This is a genomic window from Rhizobium sp. LjRoot30 (assembly GCF_964253915.1).
Lineage (GTDB): Bacteria > Pseudomonadota > Alphaproteobacteria > Rhizobiales > Rhizobiaceae > Metarhizobium.
This window is the reverse complement of sequence record NZ_CAXUSG020000006.1, coordinates 228,087-245,614: the sequence shown is the minus strand read 5'-3', so window position 1 is coordinate 245,614 and position 17,528 is coordinate 228,087. Positions and strand designations below refer to the sequence as shown.

Below are 17,528 nucleotides of genomic sequence, written 5' to 3'. Positions count from 1 at the left end.
CTTGCCTCAATAAGCATCGGCATTGTCGATGTGGAAGTTGTAGAGCTTGCGGGCCGATCCGTACCGCTTGAACTCCTCCGGCCGGGCATCGGCGACACCCGCCTTGTCCAGCAGCTCGGCGAGGATTTCGAGATGTTCCGCCCGCATCTCCTTCTCGATGCAATCGGCGCCTAAGCTTTTCACCGCGCCGCGCACGAAAATACGCGCCTCGTAGAGGGAATCGCCCAGCGCCTCGCCGGCATCGCCGAGCACGACGAGATTGCCGGCCTGGGCCATGAAGGCCGACATGTGGCCGATATTACCGTGCACGACGATATCGATACCCTTCATCGAGATGCCGCAGCGCGACGAGGCATTGCCTTCGATCACCAGCAGGCCGCCGCGACCGGTGGCGCCGGCATACTGGCTGGCATCACCCTTGACCACCACCGTGCCGGACATCATGTTTTCGGCCACGCCCGGGCCTGCCGAGCCATGGATGGTGATCGTCGCCTGGTCGTTCATGCCGGCGCAATAATAACCGACGCTGCCCTTCACATCGACGGTGACGGGCTGGTCGACGCCGACGGCGACGGCGTGGTGCCCGCGCGGATTGATGACTTCGAAATGGGTGTCGTTGCTGCCCGAGGTAATATCGTGGAGGGCCTGGTTGAGTTCGCGCAATGGCGTGACCGCGAGGTCTATGACCGGCATGGAGCTGTCCTTGTCGTCTTCTTCAATCGAGATGGCAGGCGAAATAACCGACGAACGGATCACGCCGCCTTTTCATGTTCCCAGAAATAGACCGTCGCCGGCTCCGGTTCCCAGATGCGGGCGGTCTCGATGCCCGGCAGGTTGACCAGGGCGCGATATTCCGAACCGAAGGCGACATATTGGTCCGTCTCGGCCATCACGGCGGGTTTGCAGGCGATGGCATCGCGCAGCACGCCGAAACCGGATTTGGTGCCGACGACGAAGGTGAAGAAGCCGTCGAGATCCTTGACGGCGCCATCCAGCGCCTGCCCAAGATTCTTGCCCCTAGCCATTTCCGCCGTCAGGTAGGCGGCGGCGACCTCGGAGTCGTTCTCGGTCTCGAAGGTCATGCCTTCGCGAACCAGTTCGCGGCGCAGGTTGTTGTGGTTGGACAGCGAGCCATTGTGCACCAGGCACTGGTCGGCGCCAGTGGAAAACGGATGGGCGCCAAGCGTCGTCACCGCCGATTCCGTCGCCATGCGCGTGTGGCCGATGCCGTGCGTGCCGCCCATCGAGCGGATGTCGAAACGGCCGACGACATCCTTCGGCAGGCCGGTTTCCTTGTAGATCTCGATGGTTTCGCCGCTCGACATCACCCGCACATCCGGCCGGATCGAGGCCAGCACGGCACGGGCGACGCCCACCCATTCGGGATCGACGGAAATGACGGCATGGGTGTTCTTGACGATCACCTCGACCGTGTCGCCGATGGCCGCGCCAAGATCGTGTTCGAGGTTCTCGAAATCCCGCGCGGGATAGGGCGATTGCACCGTCAGCTTGGCGCGCACCGGATCGGGCGCCCCGTAGATGGCGATGCCGGCGCTATCGGGGCCGCGATCGGTCATGGTCACCAGCATGTCGGAGAGCAGCGCTCCCAGATGCGGCTCCAGGGCCCGATCCTTCAGAAACAAACCAACAATCCCACACATAGACGATCTCCAAAACCAGCCTCATTCTCGACCTAGCAGCAGCAGGCGAAAAAATCAACTTACAAGAAAGTATATTTCATTAAAAGAAATATACCGCCTCGACCCTTTTCATTTCATCGCCCGCATTCCCCGTGGCGGCACATCATACATCTCCCGGTAACAGCGGGAAAAATGGCCGGGGCTGGAAAAGCCGCAGGCGAAAGAAATCTCCGAAACGGAAAGCGTGCTCTGCTGCAGCAGGTTGCGCGCATGGGCGAGGCGGATGCGCCGGTATTCCGCCAGGAAAGTTGCGCCGCGATGGGTGGCGAAGAGCCTGTCGAGATGCCGCGGCGTAATCCCGGCAAAACGAGCCATCGCCGTCCGGTCGAGCGGTTGCTCGATGGTGGTTTCCATCTTTTCCATCACCGCCAGCAGCACCGGGTGATGCACGCCATGGCGCTCCGCCAGCGATGCCCGTTGCGGCTCGCTGGCCGAACTCACATGCGCATGCAGGTACCAGTCGCTGACCCGGCGGGCGAAATCGGCCCCCATCTGCGCGGCGATCAGCGCATGCATCATGTCGAGAGGGGCGACGCCGCCGCCGCAGGTAACCCGGTTGCCGTCGATGATGTAGCGGGCCTGCTCCAGCCGCATGCCGGGAAAGGCCTCCATCAGCGCCGGCGCATGCTCCCAGTGGAGGGTGAAGCGCCGGCCCTCCAGCAGCCCGGCCTGCGCCAGGAGATAAGGACCGCCCGATATGCCGCCGAGGCGAACGCCGTCGCGGTCGAGCGCCCTGAGCGCCGGGAAGACCGACGGATAGTCCCAGCTGGACGGATGACCGCCGGCGACGACGAAGACCGTGTGCAGCCGGCCGCCCCTGCCCGGCAGGATTTCCGCCGGCACCAGCGTGCCATTGGAGGCGGCGACCATTTCCCCTTTCGGCGAAAAAACCCGCGGCCGAAAGATTTCCCGGCCGGCCAGCAGGTTCGCCGCCCGCAGCGGCTCCACCGCCGATGCGTAACACATCAGCGCAAAACCGGGGATCAGCATGAAGCCGATTTCCTGAACGGTGTTCTGTTCGTCCCTCATGCGCTTCCTGCGGAGCCGTTCTCTTCGACCTTTGCTAACCACATCCCGAAGGTCTGGCCGGGATAGCCGGAAATACACCCGATATTAAGGGGTCTGTCGACCATTTAGAGCGGTCCGGCCTTGCCTCCGCAAGCCGTTATCCGCCCATGCGTCATGAGGACGCTGCCAAAGCCCAGGTGTCCGATGAACATGATCTCCACCGCCACCCCGCAAGCCCTTCGCCGGACAGATGGCACCGCGCCGCTGATCGTCCATGTCACCCGACAGTTTGCGCCGAGCCGCGGCGGGCTGGAGGATGTGATCGGCAATCTTTGCCGGCAATTGCTGAAGCGCGGTTTTCGCGTTCGTGTCGTCACCTGCAATTCGGTGTTCGCCGAGCCCGGCCCGATCCTGCCGGCGCATGAGATCGTCGACGGCATCGAGGTCGTCCGCGTGCCGTGGTCCGGTTCCACCCGTTATCCCCTCGCCCCGCAGGTCTTCCGGCATCTGGCCGATGCCGACCTCATCCATGTCCACGCCATCGATTTCTTCTTCGACGCCCTGTCCTGGGGCCGTCTGCTGCACCGCCGGCCGATGGTGGCGACGACACACGGCGGCTTCTTCCACACGCAAAAATATGCAGCGCTCAAGAAAATCTGGTTCCGCACCGTCACGCGCGCCTCGGCGCTCGGCTACCGGCGCCTGGTCTGCTGCAGCCAGTCCGATGCCGCCCTGTTTTCGCAGATCGCCGCGCAGCGGACCGTGACGATCGAAAACGGCGCCAACACCGAAAAATTCGCCGGCCGCGCCTCGACGACGCCGGCCCGGCATATCGCCACGATCGGCCGCTTCTCGGTGAACAAGCGTCTCGACCGACTGATCGCCATGATGCGCCCGCTCGTCCAAAACAATCCGGATTGGCATCTCGATATCATCGGCGCAACGTCCGACCTGTCGGCGGCAGACCTCGAGACGCAGATCGCGGCAGCGGGCCTGTCGCAAAACATTGCGGTCTTCGCCGGCGTGCCGGATGCCACGATCGCCGAGCGCATCGGCAAGGCATCCTTCTTTGCCTCGGCTTCGGAATATGAAGGGTTCGGTGTCGTCGCCATCGAGGCGATGAGCGCCGGCCTCGTGCCGCTGCTGCATCCCAACGACGCCTATCGCAATCTCGCCGGCCGCCACGACGGTATCCGGCTCGTGGATTTCAGCGAAGCGGAAAGTGCCGCACGGAATTTCGAGGACGCCTATCGGCACGCTCTCGACTGCACCGATGCCGCCAGAAACCGCCTCATCGCGGAAGCCGCCGCCTACTCCTGGGACAGCGTCGCGGATCGGTATGTCGATGTCTACGAGACGGTGCTCGCCGGCCGCCGCCCTTGAAATCAGACCTATCGCCGCTGTCTTGAATGGACACAGCGCCCCGCCACAAACACCGAATTCCGGACAATCCGACACAATCGTCATGCAGAACCTTAAGCTCTTTCGCATAAAAAACGCATCCGGTTACCCCGCGAGAGGACGAGGCCGGCGACAGGCGTTGCAACGGAGGTGGTGCACGAGATGAGCAAGGGCATCATGGCGAATTCGCTGCTGAACGCGGCGGCCGGCTTGACCATGCTCGTCACGGGTTTTGCCTGCTCGATCATCGCCGCCCGCCTGCTCGGCCCCGAGGCCAACGGCATCATCACCTTTTCCTTCTGGCTGTCGACGACGGCGACGATGATCGCCGGCCTCGGCACCGACGTCATCCTGCCGCGCATGCTGCCGCAGTTGAAGGCACGCGGATACGACGCCATGGCCCGCCGCGGCTTCGGCGCCCATCTCGCCCGCGTCGTCGTTACCGTGGTGTTTTTCATCCTCTGCCTCTATGCCGCCAGCTATTATGAAACCGAGCGGCTGCATTGGGCCTCGACGGCACCGGACGTGCTGATCATCACCGGCCTGCTGTTCCTCGTCCAATCGCTCGGCATGATGTCGATCAGCTTCATGATCGGCGAGCAGCAGGTCACGACCTTCTTCAAGCTGACGCTCGTTTCGGCGGCGCTGCAATTGAGCGTCGTGCTGTTCGGCGCCCTTTATTACGGCGCTGCCGGGGCGCTCGTCGGTTATGTCGTCGGCCAAGGCGTGTTCTTCGTCTATGCCATCAGGCTGTTTGCCGTGCGCCCGAATGCCTGCGGCACCCATGCCGGGACGCTTGCCAGCAGCTCCGCCGTCATCTCGCTGCAAATCGTCATCGATTCGATCTTCCTCAACCGCATCGAGCTTCTATTCCTGCAGCAGTTCCATGGCGTCCAGCTCGTCGGCTTTTACGCCATCGGCCTGTCGCTCGCCAATCTGGCGCTGCAGCTGCCGGTGCAGCTGACCGGCACCCTCGTGCCCTATTATACCGAACAGCTGCAGGCCCAGCCGAACGGCAAGCTGCCCGTCCGGCTGTTCGAGGACCTGATCCGCAGCCTTGCCTATTTCACGCTGCCGATGAGCCTCGGGCTTGCCGCCATCTCCTGGGAAATGGTCTCCGAGGTCTATGGCGAGGCCTTCCTGCCGGCCGGCAACATCGTCGCCATCCTGGCGCTCAGCGCCCCGGTGTCGGTCTTTGTCCAGATCGCCACCAAATACCTGTTCGCCATCGACCGCGAACGCGACCGCCTGAAGATCGGCATCGCCGGCGCCATCGCCATGGTTCTCGGCTGCCTCGCCCTCGTTCCCCATTTCGGCGGAGAGGGAGCGGCGCTGACGCGCATCGCCGCGCTGCTGCTCATGAGCGTCCTGCTGGTGCGCCGCATGGATTTCGACGGGTCGCTGGCGCCGATGTTCGCCTCGCTGGTGCGGATCCTCGTCGCGTCGATCGGTTGCGCCGTCGCCGCCTTCTTCGTCGCCGATGCCATCGACGGCCTTGCCGGCGTCGGGCTTGCGATCATCGCCGGGGTGGCGGTCTATGCCTTGGCGCTGCGCCTGCTGCGCGTCGTGCCGCCCGACGACATCGCGCTGATGGAGCGACTGCTGCAAAAACTGCCCGGCCGGCTGAAAGGCCCCGGCAAGCACATGCTCAACCTGATCGCCAGCGGCAAACCCGTCTGAGCTGCAACGAGAGGAGGCCGACGAAACGATGACGATACACGCGACAGTCCAGCCTTTTGCCGCAGCGTCAGGCCTTGGAGCCGCCGCCGGGGGCGCGGCTTTCCCGGTCACCTTCTCGCGGACGGTCGGGCTTTACATGCCGCCGAAAGCCGGTGCCGCCAGCTGCAACATCGCCGTCCTGCTCGTCAGCCCCTGGGGCTACGAGGAAATGTGCGTGCGCAAGCTGTGGCGCATGCTGGCGGAAGATCTGGCGGCGGCGGGCATTGCCAGCCTGCGTTTCGACTATCCCGGCACCGGCGATGCCCTCGATGTCGCCGCCGGCCTCGACCTGTGGCGCGCAAGCATTCTCGACGCGGCGGCGCAGCTGCGCACATTGTCCGGCGTCGGCGACCTCATCCTCGTCGGCCATGGCCTGGGTGCCGCCCTCGCCTGCGAAGCATCAGCCGCCATCGGCGATGTCGAAGGGGTTGCGCTGCTGGCGCCGGTTATCGCCGGCCGCGCCTATCTGCGCGAACTCTCGGTCTGGTCGCGTATGGTCCGCGGCGCGGCGGAGACGGGCGATGGCCTGACCGTCGCCGGCGTCACCATGCCGGAGGCCATCGCCGCCGACATCAAGCAGGTCAATCTCAGCAAACACGAGGCGGCACCGGCCCGCCATTGCTTCGTCGCCACCCGCGCCGACAGGCCCGGCGACGGCGAGCTCGGGGCACGGTTCCAGGCAGCGGGTGCCTCGGTGGAAACCGTTTCCTACGAGGGTTACGACCAGCTGGTCGGCAATCTGGTGTTTTCCAGGCCGCCGCTTGCCGTTATCGAAGCCGTCGTCAACTGGGTGAAATGGGTGGAGGCCGCCAAGCCGCAATCCCCTTCCCTGCCCGTCAAGATACCGGCGAAACCGGAACCGCTGCACGGCGAAACCTTCCGTGAAACGCCGCTGCGTTTCGGCGACAACGGCCGGCTGCTCGGCATTCTCTGCGAACCGGCAGACGGCCAGCGTACCGGCGCCACCGTCATCATGCTGACCACGGCCTATGAACGGATGTCGGGCTGGGGCCGGGTGGCGACGGAAACCGCCCGAAAGCTTGCCGCCGCCGGCATCGCCTCGCTGCGCTTCGACGCTGCCAATGCCGCCGACAGCCCGCCCGTTGCCGGCGCGCCGCAGCAGATCATCTATTCCGATGCGCAATATGACGACGTCGATGCCGCCGTTGACCTGATCATCCACCGCGGCCTCGGCCCGGTCGTCATTGCCGGGCGCTGCAGCGGCGGATATCTCGCCGTCCGCGCCGCCGCGCGGGATGTGCGCATCCGCGGCGCGGTCTCGGCCAATCCTTATGCCTTCTTCTGGGATGGCAGCCACTCGATCGAGGAATTGCTGCAGTTCGTGCCGCAGCAGCTTTCCACCTACGGCGTGAAGATTTTTCGGGCGGATACCTGGCGGCGGATCGCCAGCGGCCAGGTGAACCTCAAATACGCCGTCATCAACACGCTGCGGTCTTTACGCAAACGCAGCCTGAAATTCGCCGGTCCGCTGTTCGAAGCCATCCCCTCGCTGTCGCGCGAGCGCCGCGAGGTGTTTCACGTCTTTCAATCGATGCTGGCGCACGGCACGGAATTGTCGCTGCTCTACAGCCAGGCCGATGTCGGCCTCAACCATTTCAGCTTTCATTTCGGCAATGACGGAGCCGGGCTTACGCGGTATCCGAACGCCCGCTTCATGATCGTCCCCGATGCCGACCACGATCTGACGACACCGCATTTTCGCGCGCTTTATCAGCAGGAGATCGAAGCGGTGGCTGTGAAGTGTTTCCCCGAAGGGCGGGAGGCCTGAACGGCTCCGGCTTGCCGATAACCTCTCTTCCGCCGTCCTCGGGCTTTGCAACAAGCCCGAGGACGGCGGGGTGGAGACCAGGGTTATCACATATGGAATGAGAGGGGGCCATCTGCCCCTTCTCCCCTAGGGGAGAAGGTCGCGGCAGCGGGATGAGGGGGTGCCCCAAGCGAAGGTCTATCCGTTTGGCCCCCTCATCCGACCCTTCGGGCCACCTTCTCCCCGCGGGGGAGAAGGGGAAAGGGGCGATGTCGCGCCACATACGATAGCCCTGGGGTGGAGACGGTGGCGGCTTGTCCGCGGCCTGAGACCGGAACGCTCCTTCTCTTAGAAACGGATGATCCGCCGGCTGCCGATGTGGCTGATTTCGCCGCTGGGCAAGGCGGACGCATCCGTGCCTTCCCGCGGCAGCAGCGTTATACGCTTGCGGCTGCCTGGGGCCAAATGGAACCAGTCCTCCTCGGCCCGGTATCCGTCCGCTTCGATATGCAGGGACTGCGCGAAACGGTTCGTCTCCAGATCGAGGCACCAGCCGGCATCCGATTTCACCAGCGAAACCTGGATGTCGGCATCGAAAAACGCCTTGCTGCGGCCGAGCGGGAAATCGAAGGCTTCGGCCATCACCGCGCCGTCGCCGTCCAGCAGCCGCGCCGTCGTCACCTCGTGGGAGGGCGGGCCGAAGCGGAAGGCGTAGGTGGTGTCGAAAAACGCGCCGAAAAGGTCCGTCGCCGCAAAACTCTCCTGTCCACGCGGGGCAAGCGTCAGGGCACGGCGCCCGGAGACCACCACCTGTTCGCCATTACGCAGGCAGGCGAGTTCGATTGTGCCGGTCCATTGCTGCTGCGTTTCGTTGAGCATATGGACATAAAGACCGTTGGTGCCTTCGTCGGTCAGGATCACCTGCAGTGGGCGGAAGGCGCGGCGCAGGCCGTACCAGACGGGTTTCGGTTCGCCGGTCGCATCGATCACGCCCCAGCCGGCTCCGGGCAGCAGGTCCTGCAGCGTCCAGACGAGCGCGCCATTGCAGGACGAGCCGGGCCGGCGCCATTCGCCATAGACCGCCTCCACCACCTCCGCCGTCACAGCGCGGGAGAGGTCGAGATAGCGATCCGGCTCTTCGCGGCGCAACCGGGCGGGATCGGCGGCAAAGATATCCTGCAGGTAAAAGTCTCTGATGTCCTCGAAATCCCAGGAGGCCGAGCGGTCGCGCGGCACCCGCTCCTTCCAGCGCGGGTGATGCAGCGCCGGCACCGGCAGGTGCTGCGCCAGCGTGCGGGCCTGCGGCACATGCGCAAAGGCAAGGCTTTCGGCGGCAAAACGCACATGGGCGCGCCGCGCATCGTCGAGCGGCCGGCAATAGGCGCCGACACCGTAATAATGGGTCACACCCTCGTTCGGCGAAAAGGGCATGGCGCCGCCGCATGGCGAATTGGCGACATAGGGCACATCCGGCCGGCCCTTGCTACAGACCTCCGGAAGGATCTCTTCGGTAAGCGATCCCTTCCATATCCGTTCCGGCAGGCCGAGCATGGCGCCTTGCTGGTAGATCTCGCTGCCGCCGCAGAGAACGGTGAGTGACGGCGATGCCTGGAGGCCGGCCAGAAGCTGCTCTACCTCCCGCCGCACATGTGCGACAAAAGCCTCGTCCTTCACCGGATAATCGAAATTGGCGAACATCAGGTCCTGCCAGACCATCAGGCCAAGCTCGTCGCAGATCTCGAAAAATTCCGGCGTCTCGTAGGCCATCGTGCCGCCGATGCGCAGCATGTTCATGCCCGCGTCCCGCGCCTGCAGAAGCCACGAGCGATAATCGTCTTGCCCGCCGGGAAGGCGGACGATGTCCGCCGTCGTCCACACCGCGCCGCGGCAGAACACCCGTTCGCCATTGACGATGACGGCAAAATCCTTGCCGTCCGCGCCGCGGTAGATGTCGAGGCTGCGGAAGCCGACCTTGCCGAGCGGAATGGTCTTTCCACCGACAGACAGATGCGCCTCATACAGTTTCGGCTGACCGTGGGTATGCGGCCACCAGGCCTCCACCTGCGGCAGCGTCAGCACCGCCTGCCAGCGGCCGTCCGCATCACGCGTCACGACGCACCTCTGGCCGGCGCATTCAAGATGGACATCCTCCAGATCGATGCCACAGGCAAAGGAGAGATGCAGGATACCGTCTCCGTCGTCGGCCAGTCTGGCCGCCAGCGACAGATCGAAGGCGATGTGCTCCGCACCGTCCCGCCGCAGAAGCGACACGGCTCGCCAGGGGCCGACGGCATCGATCGACGGGCACCAACCCGGCATGTGGCCAAGCGCCGTGGTCCGAACCAGCCGCAAGCCTTGCGTCTCCATCATCTGCGGCCGCCAGCGGGCTCGCGGACCGCTGGCATCGAGAAAGTGTCGCAGCGCCCGGAAGCAGATCGCCAGCCGGTCTTCCGCCCCCGTGAGGACGACGTCCACCGCATGCGCTTCGAACATGCTGCCGGAGGTCAGGATAAGGTCACCGTTCAGATAGACTTCGGCAACGGTCGCCAGCCCCTCGAAGCACAGCCGCGCCGCGCCGCCGCCAAACTCCGTCAGCGGGCGAACATACCAGGCATCCTTGTCATGCAGTGGTTGCGGCTTCTCCCGGTCGAAAAGCCCGGCATTTTCCAATGCTTCCGCCACCGTGCCCGGCACCGGCGCCGGCAGGCCGGCCGTCGCATCGACCGTTTCCGGTCCGGCATGCGCACCGGCGGCGGTCAGCACCAGCCTCCACCCTTCGGAAAGCGGCGTGTGCGTGCCGCCGGACAGAGACAGGCTACGAGGCATGATGAAACGCACTCCGGTTCGACGATGTTGCCGTTCTCGGTGATTCCCGGCCGTCTTGCCAGCCGGCCGGCTCAGTCTATGGGTGAAAATCAGCCGATCCGGCTGCCGAGATCGTCCATGAGGCTATCCCAGGCATCCGCAGCCGGCGCCAGCGCCGTCGCCAGCGGCTCGAATTTTTTACGCGTCACGGCGCGGGCAAGCTGGAATTGCACCGACTTTGCCACCTCGGAAATACGTCTCGCTTCCGTTGCCGCCTGCTCGAATTCGCCCGGTGCCAGCCAGTCCAGATGGCTGCCCAGCAGTTCGAAATTGGCGCCCACCTGCCGCAGCGTGTTGAACGCATATTTGTGGAAGAACCCGAACGGCCGCTCGGCAACCGCCTCCACCTGCTGCGGGAAGACGGCCGAAAAGGCGCTGAGCGGATTGGCCTCCGGCCGGCGGCGGAAGTGGACCTGCAGCAGGCGCCGCGCTTCGTTGCGCTGGTGCTCTCCGCCGGGCGCAACCGCCGGGAATTTGGCGAACTCCGTATAGGGCAGGAACGGCGGATCGTCCTCGCCGAGGTGATGCTGGAACAGCCCGTCGAAATCATCGCCCTGCAGGCCGAAATAGCCGCCATTGTGGAAATATTCGATGGTGCGGCTCAGCGGATCGAGACGGTTGATGGCAACCGTGGTCTTGCCGTGTTCCTTGCGATAGGCCACGCCCTGCGTATCGGGCATGTAAAAACTGTCCATCTCCAGCAGGCACAACCGCCCGCGGGCGATCTGCTGCAGGACATGGCCCTTAACGTCGTCGAAGATCGCCAGTTCCGTGACCCGGATGCCGTAAAGGCTTTCGAGATCCTCCAGCGGCACCTTGAAGAAGGTCAGCTGGTCGCCCTCGAAATCCTGCGTCAGCGTGAAACCGAGCATCGCTTCCGGCGCCGCGCCGAAGGCCGACAACACCTCGATCCACAGATCGACGTAACAATTGGTCTCCGGCCACATCCGCTCGGCCGCATGCAGCGCATGCGGCGCGTAGGCGGCCGGATTGAGCTTGGCAAAGACGGCCTGCATGGCGCCGCTCAACCCCACAGGGCCTTGCGAACGTTGGCCGGCCAATCCTTGACGTCGAGGCCGTGATGGGCAAACAGCGCCAGCGCGATGCGCTCCAGGCCAAAACCGACACAGGCGGTATGCGCCGTGCTGCCGTCTGCCAGCTCCAGGCCCCACTTGGTGCCGAAGGCATCCTGGTGGTAGTTGAAGCTCATGCAGGCGGTCGGCTTGGCCGTCGAGGTGACCGGGATCAGCAGTTCGAACTTCAGGTTCTGGTCACGCTGGTTGTTGGCCAGCATGCGGCCGGCGCGGCCGAAGAACGGGTCGTTGGCAACGTCGATCTCGACGGTCAGCCCGACCGCATCCATCATCTGCACGCCGCGATCCATCCAGCGCTGCCGGAAATCGGTGACGTGGTCCTGCGTGCCCATGCAGACATATTCGCGCATGCGGAACAGCTGCTGGCGAGCCGGATCGGTGGAGGGCTCGTGGCGGAAACAGTAGGACTGCAGGTCGTAAAGCCCGCCGTCTGCCGGCAAGCGGCCGCGCTTGGCGACCGTCGGATAGAGCGGATAACACGCCGCCGGCGTCAGAACGATGTTGGTCGCCTTCTGCTCGCCCGTCCAGTCGCCGCCCTCATCCATGCATTTCATCAGGCTGACGTGATCGAGTTCGCAGCCGCAGAAGGAATGCACCGTGCCGGCAAGCTGCGGAAAGCTCTTCATGTAACCGCTCTTTTCGAAATAGGCGCGGTTCATGCCGGGCGGAAAGCGGATGGCCTCGGCGCCATCGGCCCCGCCGAAGCGGTCGATGAGACGTTCGAAAGCGGCAATCACGTCTTCAAACTGGCCGCTGCGGCCATAAAGGCCCTCGACACCCGTGTCGATGAGCAGACCGGCTTCGAAAAGTCGGTCGAGAAACGATACTTGCATATCCATGGTCTTACCCCAATAGGCTCGTGTCGAGTTTGTGGACGAGCAGCATGGTCGACATGTTGCTCAGGATGCGGTCGTTGGAAATCATCAGCTGCGCCGAATGCGCGTCGCGCAGATGCCGGCCGAGGCTGAAGGGCGTGCCGTTCTTGTAACCCATGATGCCGCAGATCAGCATGGCATGGTTGACGATCGGCAGGATCATCTCCGACGAGCAGACCTTGACGCCGTTCATCGCCACCGAAAAACCCATCGAGGCGAGCTTGTCCGGATCGTCCTTGGCGTCTTCGTAGGCCTTCAGGCCGGCGACGACGTTGGAGCGCAGCGTCTGCAGCATGTTGGACAGCTCGGCCAGACGCAGCGCGCCGGGCGGCATGGCGCCGGGCGATTTGCGTGCGGCGGCACGAACGAAGGCTTGGGCGCGCGAGACGGCATCGGCCGCGATGCCGTGCCAGACGCCGCTCCACAGGAGGTGCGAGGCCGCCAGCATCGATTGCGCCGCGATTTCCGCAAACGGTTTCGGGAAGATCTGCTCGGCCGGCGCCGTTCCCTTGAACAGGAAACCGTCGGAGCAGGTGCCGCGCATGCCGAGCGTATCCCAGACATGCGTCTTCTCGAGCGTGTACTGCTCCTTGAGGAAGACGGTCATCACCTGGTCGGAGGATGCCGCCTCGGCGTTGGAGCGCGAGGTGATCAGGATCGCATCGGCATAGTCGCCGTAAGAAATGACCGTCGCATCCTTTTCGAGATGGCAGACGCCGTCCTTGACCTCGATGGCGCAGATGGAGTTGCGCAGGTTGCCGCCGATGCCGCCTTCGGTCGTCGCCGAGCCCAAAAGCAGCTGTTCATCGGCCACCCGGCGCATGAAGGCCGTGTGCCAGGCGCTTTCGCTGCCATGCTGCACCAGGCTGGAGAGCTTGATGTGGTGCATGGCGAACACCATGGCGCTGGCGGCACAGGCCTGCCCCAGGATCGAGCAAAGCTCGGCGATCTTCGAGAAATCCGCGTCCTCGCCGCCGTGGCTGCGGGGAATCTGGATGCCGAGCAAGCGCTCGGCAATCATCGCGTCGACGGCCTCCCGGGGAAAACACCCCGCGGCATCGACCGCATCGGCATGTTTGGCCGCGATGGTGGCGACACGGGCCGCGCGCGCCACAAGTCCGGCATCGGGGATGCTGACGGACATGTTCATCAGGCGACATCCCTCTGATCGAGGATCTGGGCCAGCGTCGCCGCGATGGCGTTGATGCTGGAGAAGGATTTTCGGTTGAGCAACGTGTCGGGAAACTCGAGGTCGAATGCGTCTTCCAGCCCGAGCATCAGCTGCACCGATGCGAAAGAGGAGAGGCCCGCGCTGTAAAGATCGGCATCGTCTGCAATCTGCTCGACGGCGACCGGCAGGCCACCAAATTTCGTCAGCAGGCCTCGAATTGTCTCGTTCATCTCGACATCCTTCTCGTAACACAAACACCGAAGAACGGCCTGATGCCGTCCGATAGGGAAATGAGTAGAGAAAAAAGCATAAGATTCGTCTAAGCGACGTGGTGAAAGTATCGTCAGAGAATTACCGAGAATTTGAATGAAACCGCCAAATCGCCCCGGCAGCGGCGCAACATCGGCAACAGGCGGCCGATGAAGGCGATTGCAGCGCAGCTTTTGTGCCTGCCCGCATCATTTCGGCACAAAGGCGACCGGGGCCGATCCGGCCCATCTATCCATGTCGGATCATTCCGAACTGTGCCAGAATGACCAGATTCAGAGGGCGGACGGCACAGCCGGCGGATAGAGATGGTCCTCGCCGCGATAATCGGACACCGAATAACAGCCCTCGCCGGTGGCCTTCACCGCTTCCGCGCTGATCGGCACCTTGCCGTAACCGCCGGGAATATCGAGAATATAGGTCGGCTGGCAGAGACCGGATATGCGTCCGCGCAACGCGCCAACAATCGCCCTGCCCTCCTCGATCGACAGGCGGAAATGGCCGGTGCCGGGGGCAAGGTCGGGGTGATGCAGATAATAGGGCTTGACCCGGATCTCGACGAACGCCCGCATCAGCTCGGCCAGGACAGCCGGATCGTCGTTGACGCCGCGCAGCAGCACCGACTGGCTGATCATTACGAAACCGCCATCGACCAGCCGCGCGCAGGCGGCCCGCGCCGCAGGCGTCAGTTCACGCGGGTGGTTGGCATGCAACGCGATGTAGACGGTCTTGCCGCAGGCACGGATTGCGTCGATCAGCGCCGCATCGATCCTGTCGGGCGATACCACCGGCACCCGCGAATGGAACCGCACGATCTTGACGTGCTCGATATCGCGCAGTTCCGCCATGATCGCCGCAAGCCGCCGCGGCGACAGCACCAGCGGATCGCCGCCGGTGAGGATGACCTCCCAGATTTCCGGATGGCTGCGGATATAATCCATGGCATCTGTCAGCTTTTCCGCCGTCAGCGTCCCCTCGCCTTTCGGCCCGACCATCTCGCGGCGGAAGCAGAAACGGCAATAGACCGGACAGATATGCACCGCCTTGAGCAGCACCCGGTCCGGATAACGGTGGACAATGCCCTCCACCGGGCTGTGGGCATGGTCGCCGATCGGATCGGCCCGCTCTTCCGGCGTGGTCAGCAGTTCCGCCGGATCGGGCACGAATTGCCGGGCAATCGGATCGGCGGCAACGCCGGGTTCGATCAGCCGGGCGATATCGGGCGTGATGGCCACGGCATACCGCGCGGCGACGGCCTCGATGCCGACCCGTTGCCGCGGATCGGCAAGCCCTGCGGCTTCCAGTTCGTCCGGAGTGGTGATGGCGCGGGCGACACTCATTGCCCGTACTCCGCAACCGGCGCCCACAAGACCTGGTCGATGCGCGCAGCACCGGTCGCCAGCATCACCAGCCGGTCGAAGCCGAGCGCCGAACCGCTGGCAGGCGGCATCAGCGCCAGGGCCGCGAGGAAATCCTCGTCGATCGGATAGGTCTCGCCATAGATGCGCGCCTTCTCCGCCATCTCGATCTCGAAGCGGCGGCGTTGCTCCGTCGCATCCGTCAGTTCGCCAAAAGCATTCGCAAGCTCGACGCCGCAGGCATAAAGCTCGAAACGTTCCGCCACCCGCGGATCGCGTCCCGAAGGCCGCGCCAGCGCCGCCTCGCTGACCGGATATTCATCGAGAATGGTGGGGCGCCCGAAACCGAGGTTGGGTTCGACCTTTTCAACGATGATCCGGGAAAAGATGTCGGCCCAGCCGTCATCCGCCGCCACACGAATGCCGGCGGCACCGGCGCGATCCGCCAGCCCGTCCCGGTCCGTTTCGCCTGACGGCGCTACGGTTGCCAGCAGGTCGACACCGGCATAACGCTCGAAAGCCTCGGCAATGCTCAGCCGTTCCGGCTCGGCGAACGGGTCGCAGGTCTGGCCACGATAGGTAAGCTTTGCCTGCCCGGCCGTTTCCGCCGCCAGCGCCAGAAGCGCGGCGCAATCGGCCATCAGCGCCTCATAGGTTTCCCCGGCGCGGTACCACTCCAGCATGGTGAATTCCGGATGGTGCAGCGGCCCCCGCTCACGATTGCGGTAGACATGCGCAAAACAGGCCATGCGTTCTTCTCCCGCCGCCAGCAGTTTCTTGCAGGCGAATTCCGGCGACGTATGCAGGTAAAGCGGTGCGCGCCCGCCGCTGGTGGTTATGCCTTCGGTCGCAAAAGCATGCAGGTGCGCCTCGTTTCCCGGAGAAACCTGCAGCGTCGCCGTGTCCACCTCGACAAAATCACGCGCCGCAAAATACCCGGCGAGTGCCACGCGAATGCGGTTGCGCGCCATCAGGAAAGGCCTGCGGTCAGCATGCACGGCCGGTATCCACCAGGGCGACGGTTTGAAGGAAGAAGCTGTCATTTCCAACGGTTTCTTTACGGCTTTCGATCACGGAAGGCTGGCTATTTCCGTGGATTTGCGGTAGTGGCGCCCCAGAAAAACAAATAAAGCGTCTCCGGCATGGCTGTTGCCAGTCCTCTACGACGCCATGACGCGAGTTACAAGGAAGTCTTATGGTCAAGATCATCGCCTCTTCGGTCCGCAAGGGCAACGTTCTCGATGTGGACGGCAAGCTTTATGTCGTTCTCACCGCCCAGAACTTTCATCCCGGCAAGGGCACGCCGGTAACGCAGGTCGACATGCGCCGCATCGTCGACGGCGTGAAGGTTTCGGAACGCTGGCGGACGACGGAACAGGTCGAGCGCGCCTTCGTCGAAGACCGCCCGTTCCAGTTCCTGTATGAAGACGGCGAAGGCTTCCACTTCATGAACCCGGAAAACTACGACCAGGTCGCCGTCGACGTCGATACGGTCGGCGATGCCAAGCCCTACCTGCAGGAAGGCATGACCGTCACCCTGTCGATCCACGAAGGCGTGGCGCTGGCGCTGGAACTGCCGCGTCACGTCATTCTCGAGATCGTCGAGACCGAACCGGTCGTCAAGGGCCAGACGGCATCGTCTTCCTACAAGCCGGCCATTCTGTCCAACGGCGTTCGCACGTCCGTACCCCCACACGTCAGCGCCGGCACCCGCGTGGTGATCATGACGGAAGACAATTCCTACGTGGAACGCGCCAAGGACTGATTTCAGTCGGATATTGCTTTCACAAAGCCTTCGGAACCCATGGCTCCGGAGGCTTTTTGTATTGGTGTAGAGGCAGATGAAAAATTTCGACGCTTCTTGGCCAAGTCAGCTATGCTCTGCTGCACATCGCAGGAGGCGTCTATGCAGGTCACCATTCAAGCGGCGAAGAAAAATCTTTCGAAACTGATCGAGGCCGCACTTGCTGGTGAAGACGTCATCATCGCCAGAGGGCGAACGCCGGTGGCTCAACTCGTACCTATTCGAAAGTCCGAATTCAAATTCGGCTTGCTGAAGGATCTCGTTACCGGTCCTGTGCCCGATTTCATCACACCCATACAGTCAGACCGCGATATGGAAGAGCAGCAAGCCTTCGGTCTCTGGGCCGACCATCCCGCCGACGGCCTTGCCTATCAGGAAAAGTTGCGCGGTGAATAAAAAAGCCCCGGAGCCATCCGGGACTCAGACTGCTGACAAACCGCCGCTCTCCTGATCACGTCATCCTCGGGCTTGTCCCGAGGATCTGCCTTCGGCAACTAA

The 17,528-nt window shown here is 63.7% G+C and carries 15 protein-coding genes; 5 read left to right on the top strand and 10 right to left on the bottom strand.

What is annotated here, in order from left to right; genetic code table 11:
- Positions 1–6: 6 nt before the first annotated feature.
- The 3 genes from ACSQ3I_RS14685 to ACSQ3I_RS14675 all read right to left on the bottom strand — a co-directional run bounded on the left by ACSQ3I_RS14685 (position 7) and on the right by ACSQ3I_RS14675 (position 2,729).
- Positions 7–693, bottom strand: a complete 687-nt coding sequence (locus tag ACSQ3I_RS14685) for a protein GlxC (protein WP_436000056.1) — start codon at positions 691–693, stop codon at positions 7–9.
- A gap of 59 nt (positions 694–752) precedes the next feature.
- Positions 753–1,661, bottom strand: a complete 909-nt coding sequence (locus tag ACSQ3I_RS14680; protein WP_436000054.1) for a class II glutamine amidotransferase — start codon at positions 1,659–1,661, stop codon at positions 753–755.
- 108 nt (positions 1,662–1,769) lie between these two features.
- Complete coding sequence (locus ACSQ3I_RS14675; protein WP_436000052.1) at positions 1,770–2,729, bottom strand: GlxA family transcriptional regulator; 960 nt, start codon at positions 2,727–2,729, stop codon at positions 1,770–1,772.
- A gap of 189 nt (positions 2,730–2,918) precedes the next feature.
- On the opposite strand from ACSQ3I_RS14675, the gene ACSQ3I_RS14670 reads away from it, so the two are divergent.
- From ACSQ3I_RS14670 to ACSQ3I_RS14660, 3 genes are all read left to right on the top strand, one after another.
- Positions 2,919–4,091, top strand: coding sequence for a glycosyltransferase family 4 protein (locus tag ACSQ3I_RS14670; RefSeq protein WP_436000237.1), 1,173 nt, complete (start codon positions 2,919–2,921; stop codon positions 4,089–4,091).
- A 180-nt stretch (positions 4,092–4,271) separates the two neighbouring features.
- Positions 4,272–5,789: an oligosaccharide flippase family protein gene (locus ACSQ3I_RS14665; protein WP_436000050.1), complete on the top strand. Its 1,518-nt coding sequence runs from the start codon at positions 4,272–4,274 to the stop codon at positions 5,787–5,789.
- 28 nt (positions 5,790–5,817) lie between these two features.
- On the top strand, positions 5,818–7,617 hold the full coding sequence (locus ACSQ3I_RS14660) for an alpha/beta fold hydrolase (protein ID WP_436000048.1): 1,800 nt from the start codon (positions 5,818–5,820) through the stop codon (positions 7,615–7,617).
- A gap of 327 nt (positions 7,618–7,944) precedes the next feature.
- On the opposite strand, the gene ACSQ3I_RS14655 is transcribed toward ACSQ3I_RS14660, so the two are convergent.
- From ACSQ3I_RS14655 to epmA, 7 genes are all read right to left on the bottom strand, one after another.
- Positions 7,945–10,422 (bottom strand): glycosyl hydrolase 2 galactose-binding domain-containing protein, encoded by a 2,478-nt coding sequence (locus tag ACSQ3I_RS14655; RefSeq protein WP_436000046.1) that lies wholly within the window; start codon positions 10,420–10,422, stop codon positions 7,945–7,947.
- A gap of 89 nt (positions 10,423–10,511) precedes the next feature.
- Positions 10,512–11,477: a DUF1839 family protein gene (locus ACSQ3I_RS14650; protein ID WP_436000044.1), complete on the bottom strand. Its 966-nt coding sequence runs from the start codon at positions 11,475–11,477 to the stop codon at positions 10,512–10,514.
- Between the two features lie 8 nt (positions 11,478–11,485).
- Positions 11,486–12,394 (bottom strand): amino acid--[acyl-carrier-protein] ligase, encoded by a 909-nt coding sequence (locus ACSQ3I_RS14645; protein WP_436000042.1) that lies wholly within the window; start codon positions 12,392–12,394, stop codon positions 11,486–11,488.
- A 4-nt stretch (positions 12,395–12,398) separates the two neighbouring features.
- Positions 12,399–13,580: an acyl-CoA dehydrogenase family protein gene (locus tag ACSQ3I_RS14640; RefSeq protein ID WP_436000040.1), complete on the bottom strand. Its 1,182-nt coding sequence runs from the start codon at positions 13,578–13,580 to the stop codon at positions 12,399–12,401.
- Positions 13,580–13,831 (bottom strand): acyl carrier protein, encoded by a 252-nt coding sequence (locus ACSQ3I_RS14635; protein ID WP_436000038.1) that lies wholly within the window; start codon positions 13,829–13,831, stop codon positions 13,580–13,582. Before ACSQ3I_RS14635 ends, ACSQ3I_RS14640 begins: the two co-directional genes overlap by 1 nt.
- 312 nt (positions 13,832–14,143) lie before the next feature.
- Positions 14,144–15,208 carry a lysine-2,3-aminomutase-like protein gene (locus ACSQ3I_RS14630; RefSeq protein WP_436000036.1) on the bottom strand — a complete coding sequence of 355 codons (1,065 nt, stop codon included), beginning with the start codon at positions 15,206–15,208 and terminating at the stop codon, positions 14,144–14,146.
- Positions 15,205–16,269 (bottom strand): EF-P lysine aminoacylase EpmA, encoded by a 1,065-nt coding sequence (epmA, locus tag ACSQ3I_RS14625; protein ID WP_436000035.1) that lies wholly within the window; start codon positions 16,267–16,269, stop codon positions 15,205–15,207. The genes ACSQ3I_RS14630 and epmA overlap by 4 nt, the downstream gene beginning before the upstream one ends.
- 152 nt (positions 16,270–16,421) lie before the next feature.
- Between epmA and efp the strand changes: the two genes are divergently transcribed.
- Positions 16,422–16,991 (top strand): elongation factor P, encoded by a 570-nt coding sequence (efp, locus tag ACSQ3I_RS14620; RefSeq protein WP_436000033.1) that lies wholly within the window; start codon positions 16,422–16,424, stop codon positions 16,989–16,991.
- Positions 16,992–17,132: 141 nt separating this feature from the next.
- Positions 17,133–17,426 (top strand): type II toxin-antitoxin system Phd/YefM family antitoxin, encoded by a 294-nt coding sequence (locus ACSQ3I_RS14615; RefSeq protein WP_436000031.1) that lies wholly within the window; start codon positions 17,133–17,135, stop codon positions 17,424–17,426.
- The last annotated feature ends 102 nt before the right edge of the window (positions 17,427–17,528 follow it).

Excerpts from the sequence above, each read along its gene's own strand:
- ACSQ3I_RS14655 (WP_436000046.1), bottom strand. The coding sequence starts at position 10,422 with ATGCCTCGTAGCCTGTCTCTGTCCGGCGGCACGCACACGCCGCTTTCC.
- ACSQ3I_RS14675 (WP_436000052.1), bottom strand. The coding sequence starts at position 2,729 with ATGAGGGACGAACAGAACACCGTTCAGGAAATCGGCTTCATGCTGATC.
- ACSQ3I_RS14635 (WP_436000038.1), bottom strand. The coding sequence starts at position 13,831 with ATGAACGAGACAATTCGAGGCCTGCTGACGAAATTTGGTGGCCTGCCG.
- ACSQ3I_RS14640 (WP_436000040.1), bottom strand. The coding sequence starts at position 13,580 with ATGAACATGTCCGTCAGCATCCCCGATGCCGGACTTGTGGCGCGCGCG.
- efp (WP_436000033.1), top strand. The coding sequence starts at position 16,422 with ATGGTCAAGATCATCGCCTCTTCGGTCCGCAAGGGCAACGTTCTCGAT.
- ACSQ3I_RS14665 (WP_436000050.1), top strand. The coding sequence starts at position 4,272 with ATGAGCAAGGGCATCATGGCGAATTCGCTGCTGAACGCGGCGGCCGGC.
- ACSQ3I_RS14685 (WP_436000056.1), bottom strand. The coding sequence starts at position 693 with ATGCCGGTCATAGACCTCGCGGTCACGCCATTGCGCGAACTCAACCAG.
- ACSQ3I_RS14670 (WP_436000237.1), top strand. The coding sequence starts at position 2,919 with ATGATCTCCACCGCCACCCCGCAAGCCCTTCGCCGGACAGATGGCACC.
- ACSQ3I_RS14660 (WP_436000048.1), top strand. The coding sequence starts at position 5,818 with ATGACGATACACGCGACAGTCCAGCCTTTTGCCGCAGCGTCAGGCCTT.
- ACSQ3I_RS14615 (WP_436000031.1), top strand. The coding sequence starts at position 17,133 with ATGCAGGTCACCATTCAAGCGGCGAAGAAAAATCTTTCGAAACTGATC.
- ACSQ3I_RS14645 (WP_436000042.1), bottom strand. The coding sequence starts at position 12,394 with ATGGATATGCAAGTATCGTTTCTCGACCGACTTTTCGAAGCCGGTCTG.
- ACSQ3I_RS14650 (WP_436000044.1), bottom strand. The coding sequence starts at position 11,477 with ATGCAGGCCGTCTTTGCCAAGCTCAATCCGGCCGCCTACGCGCCGCAT.
- epmA (WP_436000035.1), bottom strand. The coding sequence starts at position 16,269 with ATGACAGCTTCTTCCTTCAAACCGTCGCCCTGGTGGATACCGGCCGTG.
- ACSQ3I_RS14680 (WP_436000054.1), bottom strand. The coding sequence starts at position 1,661 with ATGTGTGGGATTGTTGGTTTGTTTCTGAAGGATCGGGCCCTGGAGCCG.
- ACSQ3I_RS14630 (WP_436000036.1), bottom strand. The coding sequence starts at position 15,208 with ATGAGTGTCGCCCGCGCCATCACCACTCCGGACGAACTGGAAGCCGCA.